The organism is Bacillus pfraonensis (assembly GCF_050768835.1).
Lineage (GTDB): Bacteria > Bacillota > Bacilli > Bacillales > Bacillaceae_G > Bacillus_A > Bacillus_A pfraonensis.
This window is the reverse complement of record NZ_JAHCDO010000036.1, coordinates 59,042-80,414: the sequence shown is the minus strand read 5'-3', so window position 1 is coordinate 80,414 and position 21,373 is coordinate 59,042. Positions and strand designations below refer to the sequence as shown.

The 21,373-nt window shown below is 39.4% G+C and carries 2 protein-coding genes; both read left to right on the top strand.

The window, feature by feature from the left end:
- Complete coding sequence (locus tag KFD70_RS24650; RefSeq protein WP_431613446.1) at nucleotides 1-6,471, top strand: amino acid adenylation domain-containing protein; 6,471 nt, start codon at nucleotides 1-3, stop codon at nucleotides 6,469-6,471.
- Nucleotides 6,468-21,350 (top strand): non-ribosomal peptide synthetase, encoded by a 14,883-nt coding sequence (locus KFD70_RS24645; RefSeq protein WP_336454157.1) that lies wholly within the window; start codon nucleotides 6,468-6,470, stop codon nucleotides 21,348-21,350. Before KFD70_RS24650 ends, KFD70_RS24645 begins: the two co-directional genes overlap by 4 nt.
- Nucleotides 21,351-21,373: the final 23 nt, after the last annotated feature.

The window sequence follows — 21,373 nt, the reverse complement described above, 5'->3', positions numbered from 1 at the left end:
ATGGGAGATGTTATTGATATATATGGATTATCACCTTTACAAAAAGGAATACTGTTTCATACTTTATACGATCAAGATGATGAACATTCTTATTCCTACATTGTACAAGTAGGCTTCTTACTTGGGGGGCAATTGGATGTTGCTACTTTTGAAAAGGCTTGGGAATATGTTATTCATCGACATGAGGTTCTACGCTCAGTATTTGTGTGGGAGGAAGTAGAAAAACCCCTACAAGCAGTTTATCAACGTCTGCCTTTTACTATTCATCAAGAGGATTGGAGTACTCATTCGTATGAGGAGAGGGAGAAGAAATTACACCAGTTTTTGACTGCAGATCGTAGAAAAGGATTTTTATTGGATGAAGCACCATTGATGAGAATCACTGCGATTAAAGAAACAGAAGAGGAAATGAGAATCATTTGGACACATCATCATATTTTGCTAGATGGGTGGAGTGTGTCATTGGTCTTTAGTGAAGTGATGGAAGTTTATCTCAAGATGATAAAGGGAGAATTGTTGAATCTTCCTAAATCTCTTCCTTATAAAAAATATATCCAGTGGCTAAATAAACAAGATCAAAGTCAAGCAGAAAAATTTTGGACAGAAGAATTAAAGGGGTTTTATGCACCTACGCCATTAGCGATGGAAAGAAAGAATCAAGGACAGGAGAAGGGCTATGGAGAGTGTGTTTATCAGATATCTGAGGAAATCACTGAGAATTTACAAGAGTGGGTACGAAATAGTCGATTAACATTGAATACGTTAGTACAAGGCGCATGGGCCTATTTGATGAGTAGGTATAGCGGTGAAAGTGATATCGTATTTGGTGTAACTAGCTCTGGACGTCCTACTGATTTGATAGGAGCAGAGAATATGGTGGGTCTATTTATTAACACATTACCTACTAGAATTCGATTAACGGATGATACATCAGTCGTAGATTGGCTTCGTAAAATACAGATGAAAGAAATGGAACGAAGACAATATGAGTATAATTCATTAGTTGATATTCAAGGGTGGAGTGAGGTTCCGCGGAATAGCTCCTTATTTCATACTTTGTATGTGTTTGAAAATTATCCAATTCAAGGTGAGAGAAATGATGATTTAAGATTACTAAATGTTAAAAGCGCGGAACAAACAAATTACCCTTTAACACTCATTGTAATGCCTGGTAAGAAAATTACTTTAAAGTTGATGTATGATCGAAGCTATTTTAATGAAGAAACAATAAATCGGATTCAGGGTCACTTATTGCAAATATTAATTCAGATGACGAAGAGCCTAGATTCAAAACTCTTTGAAATTACTCATTTAACAGTGGAAGAGCAGACACAGTTACTAGAGGAATGGAATCATACTCAAGTAAAATATTCAGCTGAAGGCATGATTCATACGGTGTTTGAGGAGCAAGTTAAGAAAACGCCAGAAGCAATTGCAGCTATTTACGAAAATGAACAAATTACCTATAGAGAATTGGATGAGCGTGCGAATCAGCTAGCACACTATTTACAAAAGCGTGGTGTAGGTCCAGAGTCTCTAGTCGGGGTATATATGGAACGTTCATTACAAATGATGATAGCGTTATTAGGGATTCTAAAATCAGGAGGGGCGTATGTTCCACTTGATCCTACGTATCCAGAGAGTCGGCTTCGTTATATATTAGAGGATGCTGGAATCGAAGTACTAGTGACGGAAGAAAATTCGAAAAATTTATATGTATCTGAAGATATTGAAACGATTTGTATGAATAAAGATTATACTGCAATTGAAAAACAAGAATCAACCTCATGTACAAGTAGTGTAACAGGAAGAAGTTTAGCGTATGTTATGTATACCTCAGGATCTACAGGGAATCCAAAGGGAGTGATGATTGAGCATCATTCAGTAATCAATTACCTAGAATGGATGCAACATAAATATCCACTTTCTGAAAAGGATGTGGTCTTGCAGAAAACCCCATTCTCATTTGATGTATCTGTTTGGGAGTTATTTTGGGGTATTCACGTTGGAGCAAGTGTATCTTTCCTGCCTCCAGGTGGAGAAAAAGATCCTTCCATTATAGCTGAAGTGATTGAAAAATATCAGGTTACTATAGTTCAATTTGTTCCTTCTATGTTATCTGTTTTCTTAGATCACTTCAATCATATTGAATTGAACATGAAATGTTCGTCCGTACGTCATGTGTTTTCTGGTGGAGAAGAACTAAGTTCAGGATTAGTTAGACGATTTCAACAGCAATGGAATCATAGCGGACAAGTAAAATTAACCAATTTTTATGGACCAACTGAAGCCACTATTTATGTAAATGCATTTGACATTCAGACTAATCAAGAATTTGTTTCTATTGGGCAGCCGATACAAAACACGCAATTATATGTATTAGACCAAAATCAACGCTTGCAATCAATAGGAATCGAGGGTGAGTTATATATTGGTGGTGCTGGTTTAGCGCGTGGATACTTAAATCGCCCGAATCTTACTGCTGAAAAATTCGTTTCGCATCCATTTCGATTGGGGGAACGACTATATCGAACAGGAGATTCAGTAAGATATCTAACTGATGGAAATATAGAATTTATAGGTAGAATGGACTATCAAGTAAAAATGCGTGGTTTTCGGATTGAACTAGGAGAAATTGAAGCGACTTTAGAAAGATGTTCGTTTATTAAAGAGGCTGTCGTATTAGTTAGAGAAGATCGTCCGGGCGATCAGCGATTGGTTGCATATGTAATAAGCGATGGAAATACCCGAAAGTGGAGAGAGTATCTACAAAACCAATTGCCGAATCATATGATTCCAGCGCACTTTGTAGAGTTGGAACAGTTCCCGCTTACTCCGAATGGGAAAATCGACCGAAAGGCCTTGCCAGCACCTGATGAGCAAACTATTGGAGATTTAAATGTTCTACTTCGGACGCCATCGGAAGAGCTTATTGCCTCGGTTTGGAGTCAAGTGTTAGGAACAGAAAATATCAGTATTCAGGATTCCTTCTTTGAACAGGGTGGGCACTCACTACTCGCCACTCAAATCGTCTCTCGATTACAAGAATTGTTCCAGGTTAAAATCCAGCTACGTGAACTTTTCAAGCACGATACAGTGGAAGCATTAGCGAAACGAGTAGATCAGTTGCGCAAAGAAGATAAAAAACGAGAGTTTCGACCCCTTGTACCTATGACACGAGAAGAATCTATTCCACTTTCCTATGCGCAGAAACGTCTATGGTTTATTGATCAATTAATGCCAAATAGTGCGATGTACAATATTCATGCAGCGTGTCGCTTAACAGGTAAATGGTCAATTGAAGCATTGGAGGCCGGATGGAATCAGTTGTTGGAGCGTCATGAATCATTACGGACGATAATTCTAGAACAAGAGGGTGAACCTTTTCAACAGGTTCAATCTCATGAATTCAGACATATCCCTCAAACGGATCTAACAGATCTCTCTTTGGAAGATAGGGAAAGAGAAATGAAACGGCTCATTCAAAACGAAGCGGAGGAACCATTTCATTTTGGACAAGGTTCTCTGATTCGAACACGAGTATTGAAAGTGGACAGGGAAGAATGGGTTCTCCTTTGTACGATGCATCATATTATTTCGGATGGATGGTCAATGGGAATCTTACTTGAAGAATGGATGGCTTTTTATGAAGGAGAACTAAGCGGAAAACCGGTGGAATTGAAGGAGTTATCTATCCAATATGCAGACTTTGTCATGTGGCAGAAGGAATGGCAAAAAGAAGAGAATTTGGATCAACACCTCCAATATTGGAAGGAAGAATTGTCTGGGGAGCTACCGGTTTTACAATTACCGATGGATCGTCCTCGACCTGCGGTTCAAACCCACCGTGGTGCAAGTCAGTCCTTAATGGTGGCGAATTCCCTACAGGAAAAGATCAAAGATTTAAGTCTGCAAGAAGGATGCACTTTATTTATGACATTGATGGCAGCGTATCAAAGCTTCCTTTCTCGTTATACAGGACAAGACGACATCTTGGTTGGAAGCCCAATTGCAAATCGAAATGTTAAAGAGATTGAGGGGGTAATAGGTTTCTTTGCAAATACGTTGGTTTATCGAGCTGATTTCAGTGAAAATCCGACGTTCCAAGAACTTTTGTCGCAGGTACGAAAAAAAGCACTAAAAGCATACGAGTATCAGGACATTCCATTTGAGAAAGTGGTAGAATCCGTAAAACCGGAACGGAATACAAGTCATTCACCGATATTTCAAACCATGTTTACTTTACAGAATACGAAACAAGAGTTTCCCCAGCTATCTGAAAGACACATGGAACTCATGGAAAGTCATGCTTCTATTGCAAAATTTGATTTGAGTTTATTTGCTTCGGAGACGAAAGAAGGATTATCGCTAACCTTTGAATACAATACTGATTTGTTTAATGATACAACCATTGAACGTATGGCAAGTCATTTTGAACATTGGTTAAATCAAATTGTCTCTCATCCAAAATATTTATTATCAGAACTGAATATGTTATCGAAAGTAGAATATAAGCAACTACTAGAGGAATGGAATAAATCAGGTGTTGTAGATATACAAGAAAGCACGATTCATACATTGTTTGAAGAACAAGTGAAAAAAACACCAGAAGCAATTGCAGTAGCATGCGAAGATGAAGAACTAACATATCGAGAGTTGGACGAACGCTCAAATCAGCTAGCACATTATTTACAGAGAAATGGTGTGGTATGCGAATCATTGGTTGGGATTTGCGTTACACGTTCATCCGAGATGATTGTTGGTCTCTTAGGAATTATGAAGGCAGGAGGAGCATATGTTCCAATTGATCCAGCGTATCCGGAAAGTCGACTGCAATATATTTTAGAGGATGCTCATATTAAGGTACTGGTGACACAGGAAAAGTTACAGCAAAAAATGGTTATACCTAAATCCGTTGACGTGATTTGTATTGATCGTGATCGAGCAGAAATAGAACAAGAAGTAGCTACAGTGTGTACGAGTGAAGTGACGGGTGATAACTTAGCCTATATTATCTATACTTCAGGTTCCACTGGAAATCCAAAGGGGGTAATGATTGAGCACAGGAATACAGTAACAATGATTCATTGGGCCCATCAGACATATTCCCGAAAGGATTTAGCTGGGGTATTGGCTTCCACTTCGCTATCCTTTGATTTATCCGTTTTTGAAGTGTTTGTTCCCTTAACGATGGGTGGTAAGGTGATTGTCGCTGAAAATGCTCTGCATCTAGACAAGTTGTCTACCAAGGGTGTGACCTTGATTAATACTGTGCCATCGGCAGCGAAGGAACTAGTTCGAGCAAAAACAATTCCTTCTTCAGTAAAGGTGATGAATTTGGCTGGAGAACCATTACCATATTCACTTGTTCAAGATTTATACGAGAGAAGTACGATTGAGAAGGTGTACAACCTATATGGACCGTCCGAAGATACTACGTATTCCACATATATGGAATTAGAAAAGGGTGTCATGCATAGGGTACCACCAATTGGTAAACCCGTCTTCAATACAGAAGTATATGTACTGAGTGCTGAACAAAAAATGGTTCCAATTGGTGTAGTTGGTGAGCTTTATATTGGTGGATCTGGATTAGCGCGTGGATATTTAAACCGCCCTGACTTAACAAAAGATCGTTTTATAACGCATCCCTTTAAAGAAGAAGAGCGAGTATACCGGACTGGAGATTTAGTAAGGTATTTGCCAGATGGAAATTTGGAGTATCTTGGCCGAATCGATCATCAGGTAAAAATTCGTGGGTTCCGGATTGAACTAGGAGAAATTGAAGCGACATTACAAAAGCATGCATTAATTAACGAAGTTCTTGTGATGGTACGGGAAGATTATCCTGGTGATCCACATTTGATTGCCTATGTTGTGGGAGATGGGGATGCTCATAAGTGGCGTGATTATCTTAAGGACCAGCTACCAAATTACATGATTCCATCATATTTTGTCAGATTGAATGCATTTCCACTCACTCCAAATGGAAAAATTGATAGGAAGGCTTTACCAGCACCAGAAAGACAGGAGATAGCGAGTGGTTATATTGCTCCCCGTACACCTACGGAAAAAACAATCGTTTCGATATGGCATCAAGTTTTAGGTGTAGAAAATATTGGAATACAGGATTCGTTTTTTGAAATAGGTGGGCATTCATTACTTGCTACGCAAGCTGTTTCCAATATTAAAGATGCTTTTGGAATCGAGTTACCATTGCATGATTTATTTACGTTTCATACGGTGCAGCAATTGGCAGAACAGATTGATCAATTGCTCTATAACAAAAATCTAGAAATGCAGAATGATAGTAAGGAGAATGTAAGTCTTCAAGACTACATTCAAAAAGAAGCAGAAGTGAGTAATGATGAAGAATTACTAGAACTGCTTAAGCAATTAGAAGAGCTATCAGAGGAAGAAGCACAAGGGATATTCGAGAGTAATTTGGTTGAGGAGGGGGTAAAAAAATGAGAAGTGATTTACTTGCAAAGCTGAGTTCACTTTCTCCTGAGAAGAGAGCTTGGCTTCAGAAACAAATGCAAAAAAAGGAGAATAAAGAAGAACTCCCATTGTCTTATGCACAACAACGTTTGTGGTTTATGGACAAATTTAACCCAAACAGTTCTTTATATAATATTCCAACGGTATGGCATCTAAAAGGAAGTTGGATTCCTGAAGCATTAGAAAAGGGATTCAATCGACTTATTGAACGTCATGAATCATTACGAACTGTTTTTAAAGAAGTAGGAGAGCAACCTGTACAACAAATTGTCGAATTCCTTCCTAGAGCCTTACCTGTAAGGGATTACTCTCAGCTTCCTCTAGAAGTAAAAGAAAAAGAGGTAGATAGTTTAATTGCGAGAGAAGCGCAAAAACCATTTGATTTAATGAATGGCCCTTTAATTCGTTACCAGCTTGTTCAATTAGGGAAGGATGAATGGTTATTACTGTGTACGATGCATCATATTATTTCTGATGCTTGGTCCATCGGTATATTCATGAATGAATTACTTGCTTTCTATGAAGAAGAAGCTGGCGGGAATCCTGCTAAATTAAGTTCACTATCCATTCAATATGCAGACTTTGCGAAGTGGCAAAAGGAGTGGTTGCAAGGTGATGTGCTAAATCGTCAGCTTACGTATTGGCAGGAAGAATTGTCTGGTGAGCTTCCTATATTACAACTGCCAGTGGACCGACCTCGATCGGTTACGCAAACTTATGCCGGGGATACGCATCACGTGATTTTTCCTTATAGATTACTCAGTCAATTAAAGGATATAAGTCGACAAGAAGGATCTACCTTATTTATGACTTTAATGGCTGCATACCAGAGCTTTCTTGCTCGTTATACGGGACAAAAAGATATTCTAGTCGGAAGTCCGATTGCAAATCGGAATCATAAGGGAGTAGAAGAATTAATCGGTTTCTTTGTTAATACGTTGGTTTACCGATCAGATTTGAGTGGCACCCCTACTTTTCGGGAGATTTTGAACCAAACAAAGAAAAAGGCGTTAAAAGCTTACGAATATCAAGATATACCATTTGAAAAAGTGGTAGAAGCTGTGCAACCTGAACGAAGTATGAGTCATTCTCCTATCTTTCAGACCATGTTTACACTACAGAATATAAAACAAGAACGACTAGATTTGCCTGGTAGAAGTATCGAAATGGTAGAAAGTAATATGTCTATTGCAAAATTTGATTTGAGTTTAACTGCCTATGAAGTGGAAGAAGGTCTATTTGTCTCATTTGAATACAACACGGATTTATTTGATAGTAGTACCGTTGCACGTATGGCAGGCCATTTTGAGAACTGGCTAAATGAAATCGTGTATCATCCAGATGAATCATATACAAAGCTGTCAATGTTATCGGACACAGAGCAGAAACAACTCCTAGAAGAATGGAATGATACTGACGTAGTTTATGGTCATGAGTGTATGATTCATGAGCTATTTGAGCAGCAAGTTGCACGTACACCTGATGCAGTGGCGGTAGTTTATGAAGGTGGAAAGCTAACGTATCAAGAACTCAATGAAAAATCGAACCAATTGGCACATTATCTACAAAAACGAGGTATAGGACCTGAATCATTGGTCGGTATATGTATTGAACGTTCTCCAGATATGATTATTGGTCTCTTTGGGATTTTGAAAGCAGGTGGGGCTTATGTCCCACTGGACCCAAGTTATCCCGAAAACCGCCTGAGATACATTTTAGAGAATTCACAAATTCAAGTGCTGTTAACAAAAGAGGCACTACAGGACTGGTTACCTAAAGATATTCAAGCAATTTGTTTAGACCGGGATCACGCAATGATTTCTAAAGAGAGTAATTTGGCTCCAGTGAGTGGGGTAACAGCAAATAACTTAGCCTATATCATATACACTTCGGGTTCGACGGGAAATCCTAAGGGAGTAATGATTGAACATCATTCGGTTATCAACCGCCTACAGTGGATGCAGAAAAAATATTTATTATCTGAGGAGGATACAATCCTACAAAAGACACCGTTTTCGTTTGATGTTTCTGTCTGGGAATTATTTTGGTGGTCATTTGTAGGAGCACGTGTTTGTTTACTTACACCAGGAGGAGAGAAAGATTCTGGGGTGATTGAGAAGTACATCGAACGATATCGTGTGACCACCATGCACTTTGTTCCGTCGATGTTATCTACTTTCTTAGATTATATGGAACAAAATAATTCGAAAAGGGATGTATCGTCTTTAAATCAGGTTTTTACTAGTGGAGAAGCATTAAATACTGAACAGGTTCGCCGGTTTAAGGGGGTATTTTACGATGTTCAGCAAACAAAGTTAATTAACTTGTATGGCCCTACCGAAGCGACTGTGGATGTTACTTATTATGATTGTGATTTAGAAAAAGAACCAATGCTTATTCCAATTGGTCGTCCAATTGATAATACAGAGTTGTATGTGTTGGATCAACATCAACAGGTGGTACCGATTGGTGTGGCGGGGGAACTTTACCTTGGAGGAGTAGGCTTGGCACGTGGCTACTTCAATCGACCAGAGTTAACTACTGAACGTTTTATCCCGCATCCTTTTAAGGAAGGGGAACGATTATATCGAACGGGTGACCTGGTGAGATATATGAATGATCGTAACTTGGAGTATATTGGAAGAATAGATAACCAAGTGAAAATTAGAGGATTCCGAATTGAATTGGGAGAGATTGAAGCATCTTTACATGATCACTCATCTGTAAAAGAGGCTGTCGTGTTGGTGAAGGAAGATCGACCAGGAGATAAGCAGTTAGTAGCTTATGTAGTGGGTGAAGGAGATACTGGAGAGTGGCGTGAATATCTCAAGAAGCAATTGCCACATTATATGGTTCCAGCATATTTTTTCCAAGTTGAATCGATGCCACTCACGCCAAATGGTAAGGTGAATCGGAAAGCTTTACTGGAATTGGAGGCACAGTTCATAAGTGAAGATATTACTTCATCAAGAACACCAGTGGAAGAGCTCATCGTTTCTGTATGGAGTCAAGTGTTAGGTATAAGAAATATTAGTGTTCAGGATTCTTTTTTTGACATCGGTGGTCACTCGCTACTAGCAACTCAAGTAGTGTCACGCTTACAAGAAATCTTTCAAATCGAATTACCGGTACGTGAACTATTTGAGTATGCAACGGTGGAGTCACTGGCAAAGCGAATAGATCAGTTACGTAAAGGAGATAGAAAACGAGAGATTCCACCACTAATGCCGATGCAACGAGGGGAAACTATTCCGCTTTCTTATGCCCAACAGCGCTTATGGTTTATCGATCAATTTACTCCTAATAGTGCACTTTACAATATACCAATGGTATGCCGCCTTACAGGGAGTTGGCTACCTGAGGCATTGGAAACGGGATGGAATCAGCTAATAGAGCGTCATGAATCATTACGGACGGTCTTTCATGAATTGAACGGTCAACCCGTGCAGCAAATTGAACCGTATGCTTTTCGAGCAATTCCGAAAACGGATTTAACTATGCTTTCTCCAGAAGAACGAGAAGAAGAAGTTAAACGTTTGATTCAACAAGAAACAGAAGTGCCATTCGATTTAGGCGAGGGTCCACTGATTAGGGCAAGTATTTTGCAAGTGGGAGAGGCAGAATGGATTCTCCTTTGTACTCTACATCATATCATTTCAGATGGATGGTCAATAAGAGTCCTACTTGAAGAGTGGATGGCATTCTATGAGAAAGCCACGGATGGAAAGAGAGCAGAACTTGAACCATTACCAGTTCAATATGCCGACTTTGCTCAGTGGCAAAAAGGATGGCTGAAGGAGGAAGTGCTTGATCAACAACTCCAATATTGGAGGGAAGAATTGTCTGGGGAGCTTCCTGTACTCCAACTTCCAATGGATCGCCCGCGTCCTGCAATACAAACTCATTATGGATCGACATACACTCTGGTTCTGCCAAGCACTCTACATGACAAATTGAATGAATTAAGTCGACAAGAAGGGGCTACACTCTTCATGACCCTGTTAGCTGCATATCAAAGTTTTCTATCACGTTATACGGGACAAGAAGATATTCTGGTAGGAAGTCCAATTGCTAATCGAAATTATAGAGAAATTGAAGGACTAATTGGTTTCTTCGTCAACACGTTGGTTTATCGGGCTGATCTGAGTGGTAGACCGACATTTCAGGATGTTCTGTCTCAGGTTCGTCAAAAGGCATTGAAGGCGTATGAATATCAAGATATCCCTTTTGAAAAAATTGTAGAAGTTGTACAACCAGAGCGGAGTACAAGTCATTCGCCAATCTTCCAAACTATGTTCATCTTGCAAAATATGAAACAAGAGTTCCCGGTGTTATCTGGTAGAAGTATTGAAATGATAGAAAGCCATAGTCCAATCGCAAAGTTTGATTTAAGTGTAATGGTAGCTGAGACGGAAGAGGGATTACTTTTTACTTTTGAATATAATAAGGATTTATTTAATGCTACAACTATTGAACGGATGGCAGGACACTTTGAGAAATGGCTACACGAAGTTTCCCATCACCCACAAAATCCGTTGCATGACCTGAGCATGCTATCGGAAGCTGAGCGTAATTTGTTATTAGAAGCATGGAATGACACTGTAATGGAAATGTCCCCTCAAGGTCTTATTTGCGACAGGTTTGAGGAACAAGTTGCAAGGCGTCCTGATGCGATTGCCGTAGTTGATCAAACAAAAAAGTGGACTTATGGTGAACTGGATGCACAAGCAAATCAGTTGGCAAATGTTTTACAGCGAAAAGGAGTCGCTCCAGAGTCAGTCGTGGGAGTTTATCTTCCGAGGTCAGCTGAGCTCATGGCAAGTTTACTAGGCATTTTAAAAGCTGGTGGAGCTTATGTCGTTTTAGATCCGTTGTATCCAAAATCAAGGTTAGAATACATGATTGAAGATGCAGGAATTCAAATTGTAGTGACAGCGGAAGGACAAGAAGACCATTTCGAACACGTCGAAATGGTGAGGTTAGAAGAATTAACAGTGGAAAGTATAACTGCACCTACACGGCAGATAAATCCAGAGAACTTAGCTTATATCGTCTATACCTCTGGTTCTACAGGAAAGCCAAAGGGCGTCATGGTTGAATATCGCTCATTAATGAATATGGTCTCTTGGCATCAAGAAGTTTATTGTATTACAACAGAGGATCGTGCGACCCAGATTGCGGGAATTGCCTTTGATTCGGCTGTCCAGGAGATTTGGCCGTATCTAACTGCTGGTGCAGCACTCTACTTGTCAACAGAGGAACTGAGAATTAATCCAGAAGCACTAAGAGACTGGCTCATTGATTCGCGAATAACAGCTAGTTTTGCACCTACGCCTATTCTGGAAAGACTCTTGAAATTATCTTGGCCAGATAAAACGGATCTTCATTTTATCATTACTGGTGGGGATCAATTAACGCAGTATCCATCTAAAGATATTCCTTTTGCGGTAATCAATCAGTATGGTCCGTCGGAAAATACCGTTGTTACCACGGATTGTTATGTACCTGTAGGAGTGACAAAAGGTACGCCATCGATTGGTCGACCGATTGCGAATACAGAAGTTTATGTTTTAGATTCTCATCTTCAGTTAGTACCAATTGGTGTGATTGGAGATTTATATATTGGAGGGAAGAGTCTTGCACGTGGATATGCTAATCGTCCGGATCTCACAAAGGAAAAATTTATTCCACATCCTTTCAAGTCAGGAGAACGTCTCTATTACACCGGGGATAAAGCAAGTTATCTTTCTGATGGTAATCTCCAGTTCCATGGTCGTATAGATGACCAAGTGAAAATTCGTGGTTTCCGGATTGAATTGGGAGAAATAGAAGCAGTTTTACAGGCACATTCTTCTGTGAAAGAAGCGGTTGTATTGGTACGGGAGGATAAGCAAGGTGACAAGAGATTAGTAGCTTATATAGTGGGTGAAGGAAGTGTCGATGGATGGCGAGAACATCTACAAACACATTTACCAAATTATATGGTTCCAACAAACTTTATTGAGATGGAATTTTTACCACTTACACCGAATGGAAAACTTGATTTGAAGGCATTGCCTATACTTAGTGAACTATCTACTGAAAATACTGTATACCCACGAACTCCGCTGGAAGAACTTATCGCTTCAGTGTGGAGTCAAGTGCTAGGAATAGGAGACATTGGTGTTCAGGATTCTTTCTTTGAGCTTGGTGGTCACTCTTTACTTGCTACACAAGTGGTCTCACGCTTACAAGAAATCTTTCAAATTAAATTACCGGTACGCGAACTGTTCGAATATTCAACGGTCGAGGCATTATCGAAACGAATGGATCAGTTACGTAAGGGGAGCGAAAAACGAGAAATTCCATCATTGATGCCGATGGAACGAGGAAATAATATTCCACTTTCTTATGCCCAACAGCGCTTATGGTTTATTGATCAGTTTGCACCTAATAGTGCACTTTATAATATGCCAATGGTATGCCGCCTTAAAGGAAATTGGTTACCTGAAGCATTGGAGTTGGGATGGAATCAGTTGATAGAGCGTCATGAATCTTTGCGTACGGTATTTCATGAAGTGGACGGTCATCCTGTGCAACAGATTCGACCGTATATTTTCCGTCCTCTTCCGCAAATGGACTTAACTAAGCTTTCATTAGAGGAGAGAGAAAGAGAATTAGAGCAATGGGTTCAAACTGAAGTCGAATCTCCATTTGATTTAGAACAAGGACCATTGTTCCGTGGACAAATCGTGAAAATTTCAGACGAAGAATGGGTTCTTCTGTGTAATATGCATCATATTGTCTCAGATGGATGGTCGATGGAAATCTTGCTCCAAGAATGGATAGCATTTTATGAGGAGGCGATTGGTGAAAAACCAGCAGAGCTTGCACCACTACCAGTTCAATATGCCGATTTTGCTCAGTGGCAAAGAGAATGGTTGAAAGATGAAGTACTAAATCAACAGCTTGCATATTGGAAGGAAGAATTATCTGGTGAGTTACCAGTCTTAATGTTGCCGATGGATCGTCCGCGTCCTCTAGTGCAAACTCACCATGGATTAACTCATAATGTGTTGTTGTCACGCTCATTACTGGATAAATTAAACGAACTAAGTCGTCAAGAAGGGGCCACGCTTTTCATGACCTTATTGGCATCGTATCAAAGTTTCCTTGCCCGTTATACGGGACAATCGGATATTATTGTTGGCAGCCCAATTGCAAATCGAAATTATCGAGAAATTGAAGGGCTGATTGGTTTCTTTGTCAACACATTGGTTTATAGAGCTGATTTAAGTAATGCACCGGCATTTCAAGAGTTGTTGTCTCAAGTGCGGTTAAAAGCATTGAAGGCGTATGAGTATCAAGATGTTCCGTTTGAGAAAATTGTAGAGGTTATCCAACCTGAACGAAGTACAAGTCATTCTCCGATTTTCCAAACCATGTTTACACTGCAAAATACGGAACAGGAACTACCAGAGCTACATGGACGAAATATAGAAGTAATGGAGAGCAACGCTCCAATCGCTAAGTTTGATTTAAGTTTAACTGCTGCAGAAGTGGAAGAGGGTTTATCGCTTAATTTTGTTTATAGGACTGAGTTATTTGACAGTTTAACTATTGAATCTATGGCTGAACATTTTGGAAACTGGTTGAATTTAATCGTGGAACATCCTGATAAATCATTAGCTAAGTTACCTATACTATCAGGATTACAGCAAAAACAGTTAGAAGAGTGGAATAATAATGCCGTAGCATATCCACAAGAAAGTGCGATTCATCAGCTGTTTGAAGAGCAAGTAAATCGTACACCTGACGCGGTGGCAGTGGTAGATGAAAAACAGCAGTTAACATATCGAGAGCTCAATGAAAAAGCTAATCAATTGGCCCACTATCTTCAGCAATGTGGGATTGGGACTGAATCATTAGTTGGACTTTTCTTTGAGCGTTCAGTTGAGATGATTGTTGGTATTATGGGGATTTGGAAGGCTGGAGCAGCATATGTTCCATTGGACCCATCATATCCAGAAAGTCGCCTACGATATATTTTGGAGGACACTGGAATTCAAGTGTTAGTTACGAACGAATCATTAGAAGATTGGATACCTAAAGAAGTCAAGGTAGTTTGTCTAGATAGGGATCAAGCAATGATTTCACAAGAAAGCATTCTTTCACCAAAATGTGAGGTAACAGGAGAAAGCCTAGCGTATGTTATCTATACTTCGGGATCGACGGGGAATCCAAAGGGTGTTTTGGTACAGCATCATTCTGTAATAAACTTGTCGCATGGTTTACAGAAAGAGGTTTTCGCACATGAGATATCATCTAACATGCATGTCGGTTTAAATGCGTCAATTGCCTTTGACGCATCTATCCAGCAATTACAAATGCTGTTGCATGGTTCAAGTTTGTATATTATTCCGAATGAAGTTAGAAGTGATCCGGAACAGTTTGTAGCTTATATTCGGGAGAACAAATTAGAAATCTTTGATATAACACCTTCATTACTTCAATTACTTATAGATGGCGGATTGTTAGAAACGTGCGATGGCGTTCATGTTCCAAGTAAGGTATTGGTCGGCGGCGAAGCGATTATGCCGTCATTATGGGAACAGCTAGTAGAGACTGATAAAATTGATTTTTATAATGTATATGGTCCTACAGAATGTACAGTTGATGCAACATGCTATCATATCAAAAAAGATAGTAAGAGAGTAACAATTGGGCGTCCGTTGCCGAACGTTCAAACTTATGTATTGGATAGAAATTTGTTACCAGTTCCAGTTGGTGTGATGGGTGAACTCTATATCGGAGGAGCAGGTTTAGCGAGGGGATACTTGAATCGCCCAGAGTTAACATCCGAACGATTTATTTCCCATCCTTTCAAAAAGAGCGAGAGGTTATATAGAACGGGAGATCTCGTGAGATATCTTCCTGACGGTAATATAGACTATCTAGGAAGAATGGATAATCAAGTGAAGATTAGAGGATTTCGAATTGAACTTGGGGAGATTGAGTCGATCTTACAGGAGCATTACTTGGTAAAAGAGGTAGTTGTAATAGTTAGGGAAAATCAGTCGGGAGATAAGAGGCTGATAGCTTATGTAGTGGGCGAAGGCAGTTTAGAAGAATGGCGCGAGTATCTTAAAACAAAACTGCCAATCCATATGATACCTTCCTATTTTGTCGAAATGGAAGAGTTACCGCTAACCATAAATGGAAAGGTTGATCGGAAATCGTTGCCTATACCAGATTATCAAGGAACACAAGAAGGCTACGTGGCCCCAAGAAATGAACGTGAGCATATGCTTTCTATCATTTGGGAACGTGTGCTGGGTTCAAAACGTATTGGTATTCATGATAACTTTTTTGAAATTGGTGGGGATTCAATTCTTAGCATTCAGATTGTCTCTCGTGCGAAGCAAGCTGGTTTACAATTGACACCAAAACAAATATTTGAACACCAAACGATTGCAGAGTTGGCACAAGTAGTCAAAGAAGAACAAGGTGTACAAGCCGAACAGGGAATTATAACTGGAGATACGATACTTACACCTATTCAGCAAAGGTTTTTTGCACAAAATCATCCTAACCCACATCATTGGAATCAATCCATGTTCTTTAGAACGAAAGAGAAACTGGACATAGTATCACTGGAGAAGTCAGTGCGTAATCTTTTACTTCATCATGATGCCCTGCGTTTAAGATATGAACGTTTACCTGATGGGGCTTGGAAACAGTGGAATGAAGGAATAGAAGAACAATTGATGCTGACTGTCATTTCATTAGACGAAGTGCCGGAAGACGATTGGCATCAAGTTATTCAAAAAGAGATTAATATTGCACAAGGAAGTTTGAATTTACATGATGGTCCGTTAATGAGAATGGTGTATTTTGATGAAGGTGAGAAGACTGGCCGATTATTTTGGACGATTCATCACTTAGCCGTGGATGGTGTTTCTTGGCGGATTTTATTGGAAGATCTGCAAACAGCGTATACTCAAGCAATTCAGGGGCAGAAAATTCAATTACCTATAAAGAGTACATCCTTTAAAGAGTGGTCGGAGAAATTACATCATTACGCTGAATCTGGAATATCGCAAGAAGTGCTGCATTACTGGGAGCAGCAGTCTGAACAAGACGTAGTTATACTGCCGGTAGATGGTACCATAAGTGATCCGGTAAGCGCAGTAACTGAGGAAATTACTGTGGTGTTAGATGAGAATGAGACCCGTATGTTATTGCAAGAGACTTTAAGCACTCATCGTGTCCAAATTAATGAAGTATTATTAGCAGCATTGGTACAAGCTACGGCAGAATGTACAGGGCAGCCGATATTAAGCGTGGATTTAGAGGGGCATGGTCGAGAAGAGATTATTGAAGATGTTGACTTATCGAGAACCGTGGGATGGTTTACAAGTATTTATCCTGTTCACTTAAATATTACTAGTGCCAACACGCCAATTGCAGCATTAAAAGCAGTTAAAGAACAAGTACGCAAAATTCCTAATAAGGGTGTTGACTATGGAGTGTTGCGTTACATGAACGCAACACTGTGTGAGCAATTGGGCTCTCAACATACACCGTCTATTAGTTTTAACTATCTTGGACAATTTGACCAAATGTTTTCTAACGATGCAATGTTTATTCCGGAGAACGAATTTAAGCGTTTAGATCATGCTTCCGGTTCCAAGCGATCGCATTTAATTGATGTAATAGGGGTTGTAACGGATGGAAAACTTCAGTTCACTTGGGTATACGATGTTGGACAATTCGCGAAATCAACGATTCAAAGTATTGCACAGAATATGCTTCATCAACTGAGCAGATTGATTCAATCCTCAGATAGAGAATCTGCACTGACCGTTTCAGATTTTGGGATGACTAATCTTAACCAAGCGAGTTTGACAAACGTACTAACTAAGATGAATCGTGGAAAGAACTATCCAATTACGGATTTATATCCACTATCACCTTTGCAAGAAGGTATGATTTTCCACACGTTGCATGACCAAGGGGATGAACATGTTGCGCCGTATATAGTGCAATTAAGTTTTATGATTAAAGGGAAAATGGATATTCCTACTTTTGAGCAGGCGTGGAAATCTGTAATTCAGCGGCATGAAATTTTCCGTACAGCATTTGTTTGGGGCGAAATTGAAGAACCTTTACAAGTGGTGTATGAAAATATTCCATTTAAGGTGAACAAAGAAGACTGGCGCACAATGACAACTGAAGAGATACAGGAAAAAAGAAAAGTCTTTTTGGCATTAGATCGAAAACAAGCCTTCCTATTTGATGAAGCGCCATTGATGCGGGTAACGGTCATTCAAGAAGGTGAGGAAGAATATCGGATTGTTTGGACACATCACCATATTTTGCTGGATGGATGGAGTTTACCACTGGTCTTTAATGAATTACTTACAATCTATCAAAAGAGAATGAATGGAGAAGCTGTGAATTTACCTAATTCATCGCCATATAAGAAATATATCCAATGGCTAAGAGAACAAGATAAGGAGCAGGCGGAACAATTTTGGAGAGAGAAACTTAAAGGTTTTACTGCACCAACTTTGCTGGGCTTAAAAAGTAAAGAGGAAGAAAAAGGTTACACAGAGAAGGTTACTTATTTATCAGAAGAGCAGACCCAAGCGTTACAAGGATGGGCGAAACGCAATAAACTTACTTTGAGTACAGTAATTCAAGGTGCATGGGCATATCTCATGAGCCGCTATAGTGGAGAAAATGACATTGTCTTTGGTGTAACAAGCTCAGGGCGTTCTACGGAGATTATTGATGTTGAAAACATCGTAGGTCCTTTCATTACAACGTCACCGACGCGAATTCAATTGATGGATGATATAAAAGTAATGGTTTGGTTGCAGAAGATACAAGAGGAAGAGATAGAAAGAAGACAATATGAGTATGCTTCTTTGACAGAGATTCAGGGGTGGAGTGAAGTTCCTAGAGGGACACCACTGTTCAATAGTTTATATGTGTTTGAAAATTATCCAGTGAAAGAGGAGTCTTCAGAAAATCTGGAAATTGGTGAATTGGAAGGAGTAGAACAAACCCACTACCCATTAGGATTGGCTGTAGTTCCAGGAATCCAGTTATCGTTAAAGTTAATGTATGACCGTAGTAAGTTTAATAGATTAACTATTGAACGAATGTTAGGCCATTTACACCAAGTGTTAATGCAAATGCTCAAAAACATTGATCAAACTCTATCGGAGCTGGTATATATTACGGAAACTGAACAAAGACAACTATTGGAAGAATGGAATGATAATGCTATATCCTATCCACGGGAGAATGTGATTCATCAATTATTCGAAGAGCAAGTGAATCGTACACCCGATGCGGTGGCAGTAGTGGATAAAAAACAGCAACTAACGTATCGGGAGCTGAATGAAAAAGCTAATCAATTGGCCCATTATCTTCAGAAATGTGGGATTGGGACTGAATCATTGGTTGGCCTCTGCTTTGAGCGTTCTGTTGAGATGGTTGTTGGCCTCATGGGAATTTGGAAGGCTGGGGCAGCCTATGTTCCATTAGATCCATCCTATCCGGAAAGTCGCCTACGATATATTCTGGAAGACACAGAAATTCAAGTATTAGTTACAAATGAGGCATTAGTGGGTTGGATACCTAAAGAAATCAAGGCAGTTTGTCTAGATAGGGATCAAGCAATGATTTCTCAAGAAAGCAAACTTTCACCAATATGTGAGATAACAGGGGAAAACCTAGCGTATGTTATCTACACTTCAGGATCGACGGGGAATCCAAAGGGGGCTTTAGTACAGCACCATTCTGTAATAAATCTATCATATGGTTTACAAAAAGAAGTTTTCTCACATGAGATACCTAGTAATATGCGTATCGGTTTAAATGCGTCAATTGCCTTTGATGTATCTATTCAGCAATTACAAATGTTGTTGTATGGTTCAAGTTTATATATTATTCCAAGCGAAGTTCGCACTAATCCGGAACAATTTGTGTCCTATATTAGAGAGAATGAGTTGGAAATGTTTGATATGACACCTTCATTACTTCAATTACTTATAGATGAAGGGTTGCTAGAAACAAGCGCTGATGTTCATGTACCAAGCAAGATACTGGTCGGTGGTGAAGCAATCATGCCGTCATTATGGGAACAGCTAGTAGAGACTGAAAAAATTGATTTTTATAACGTATATGGTCCTACAGAATGTACGGTTGATGCAACGTGCTATCATATCAAAACAGATAGTAAGAGAGTTACAATTGGGCGTGCGTTGCCGAACGTTCAAACTTATGTATTGGATAAAAATTTGTTACCTGTTCCAGTTGGTGTAACAGGTGAGCTATATATTGGTGGTGCAGGTATAGCGAGAGGATATTTGAATCGCCCAGAATTAACAGCAGAGCGATTCATCCGTCATCCATTTAATGAAGAAGAGCGTTTATATCGGACGGGAGATTTGGTTCGTTATTTATCTGATGGTAATTTAGACTACTTGGGAAGGATCGATAATCAAGTGAAAATTCGGGGTTTCCGAATTGAACTTGAAGAGATTGAAGCGAATCTAGAGAGTCATCCATTGGTGAAAGAAGCAGTAGTTTTGGTAACAGAGGATAAATTAGGAGAGCAGAGATTGGTCGCTTATGTAGTTGGAGATGGGAGTATACATGAATGGCGTGAATATCTCAAGACACAAGTACCGAATTATATGGTTCCCGCACACTTTATTAAGGTAGATACGATTCCTCTTACAACGAATGGAAAAGTTGATCGAAAGGCATTGAACAGTTTAACTATTCAAAGAGAAAATAACTTCTCTACACCAATCATTCCAAGGGATGAAATTGAATATCAGTTGATTAAAATCTGGCAGGATTTGCTACAAATAGAAGATGTCTATGTAAATGATGATTTCTTTAATAGAGGGGGACACTCTCTCCTTGTAATCAAATTGGTTTCAAAAATTAGGGAGAAGTTTGGAAAAGAGATTAAAGTGTCTACATTGATTAAGAATCCCACAGTGGAAGGAATTGCATGCCTTATTCGTGATAAGCATGGTATGACAAAATCTGTATCAGCTCCAGTTCCACTACAAGAATCAGAGAAAAGACCTTTCTTCTGCGTTCATCCGTTTATGGGGAATGTATTCTGTTACATTCAACTAGCAAGATTGCTTAAGAACCACTGTTCATTTTATGGTTTACAGAATCCTCTCATAGAAAAGAGAGGAATTGACGAGTTGACCTTGTCGGAAGTAATTCAACTTTACATCGAAGAAATAAAACGTGTTCAGCCAGAAGGCCCATATCATCTTGGAGGATGGTCTTTAGGCGGTGCAATTGCTTATAAAATCGCAACTGTACTAAGGAATCAAGGAGAAGAAGTTGAGTTGTTGGTACTCATGGATACTAAAGTACCTTCAGGGGAGGATCATAAAACAAGGGAGGATATGCTCTCATATATATCTAAGCATTTCATTCCTAGAGATCTTACAGAGCAGGAAGGAGAACTCGTCCATCAACAAGATATGCTTGTGGAGCGATTAATTATAGAAGGAGTGTTACCGCCTGATGCAGATCTTATGAATTTGAGGCAAGTTATCAATGCTCATAGGAAATGCCTGAACATCATGGCAGGGCATGATTTGATACCATACTTTGGAGAAGTTATCTACTTTAGTGCTGAGGAAGGAAAAGAGTTGTTTACAGATTGGGGACCTTTATTAAAAGGAAGAGTAAATAAGTATTCAGTCCCTGGATCACATGAAGAAATAGTGGGCTCCCCCGCAGTTGAAAAGATAGCTAAGTATCTACTAAATAAATTAGAAGGAATAAAAGAGACACCTCTTGCATTAATGGAAAAGTAGAGAGCACAAAAGATGCAACTCTA

What these genes read in the sequence shown, in the direction of transcription:
- KFD70_RS24650 (WP_431613446.1), top strand. Translation starts at nt 1, where the DNA reads ATGGGAGATGTTATTGATATATATGGATTATCACCTTTACAAAAAGGA.
- KFD70_RS24645 (WP_336454157.1), top strand. Translation starts at nt 6,468, where the DNA reads ATGAGAAGTGATTTACTTGCAAAGCTGAGTTCACTTTCTCCTGAGAAG.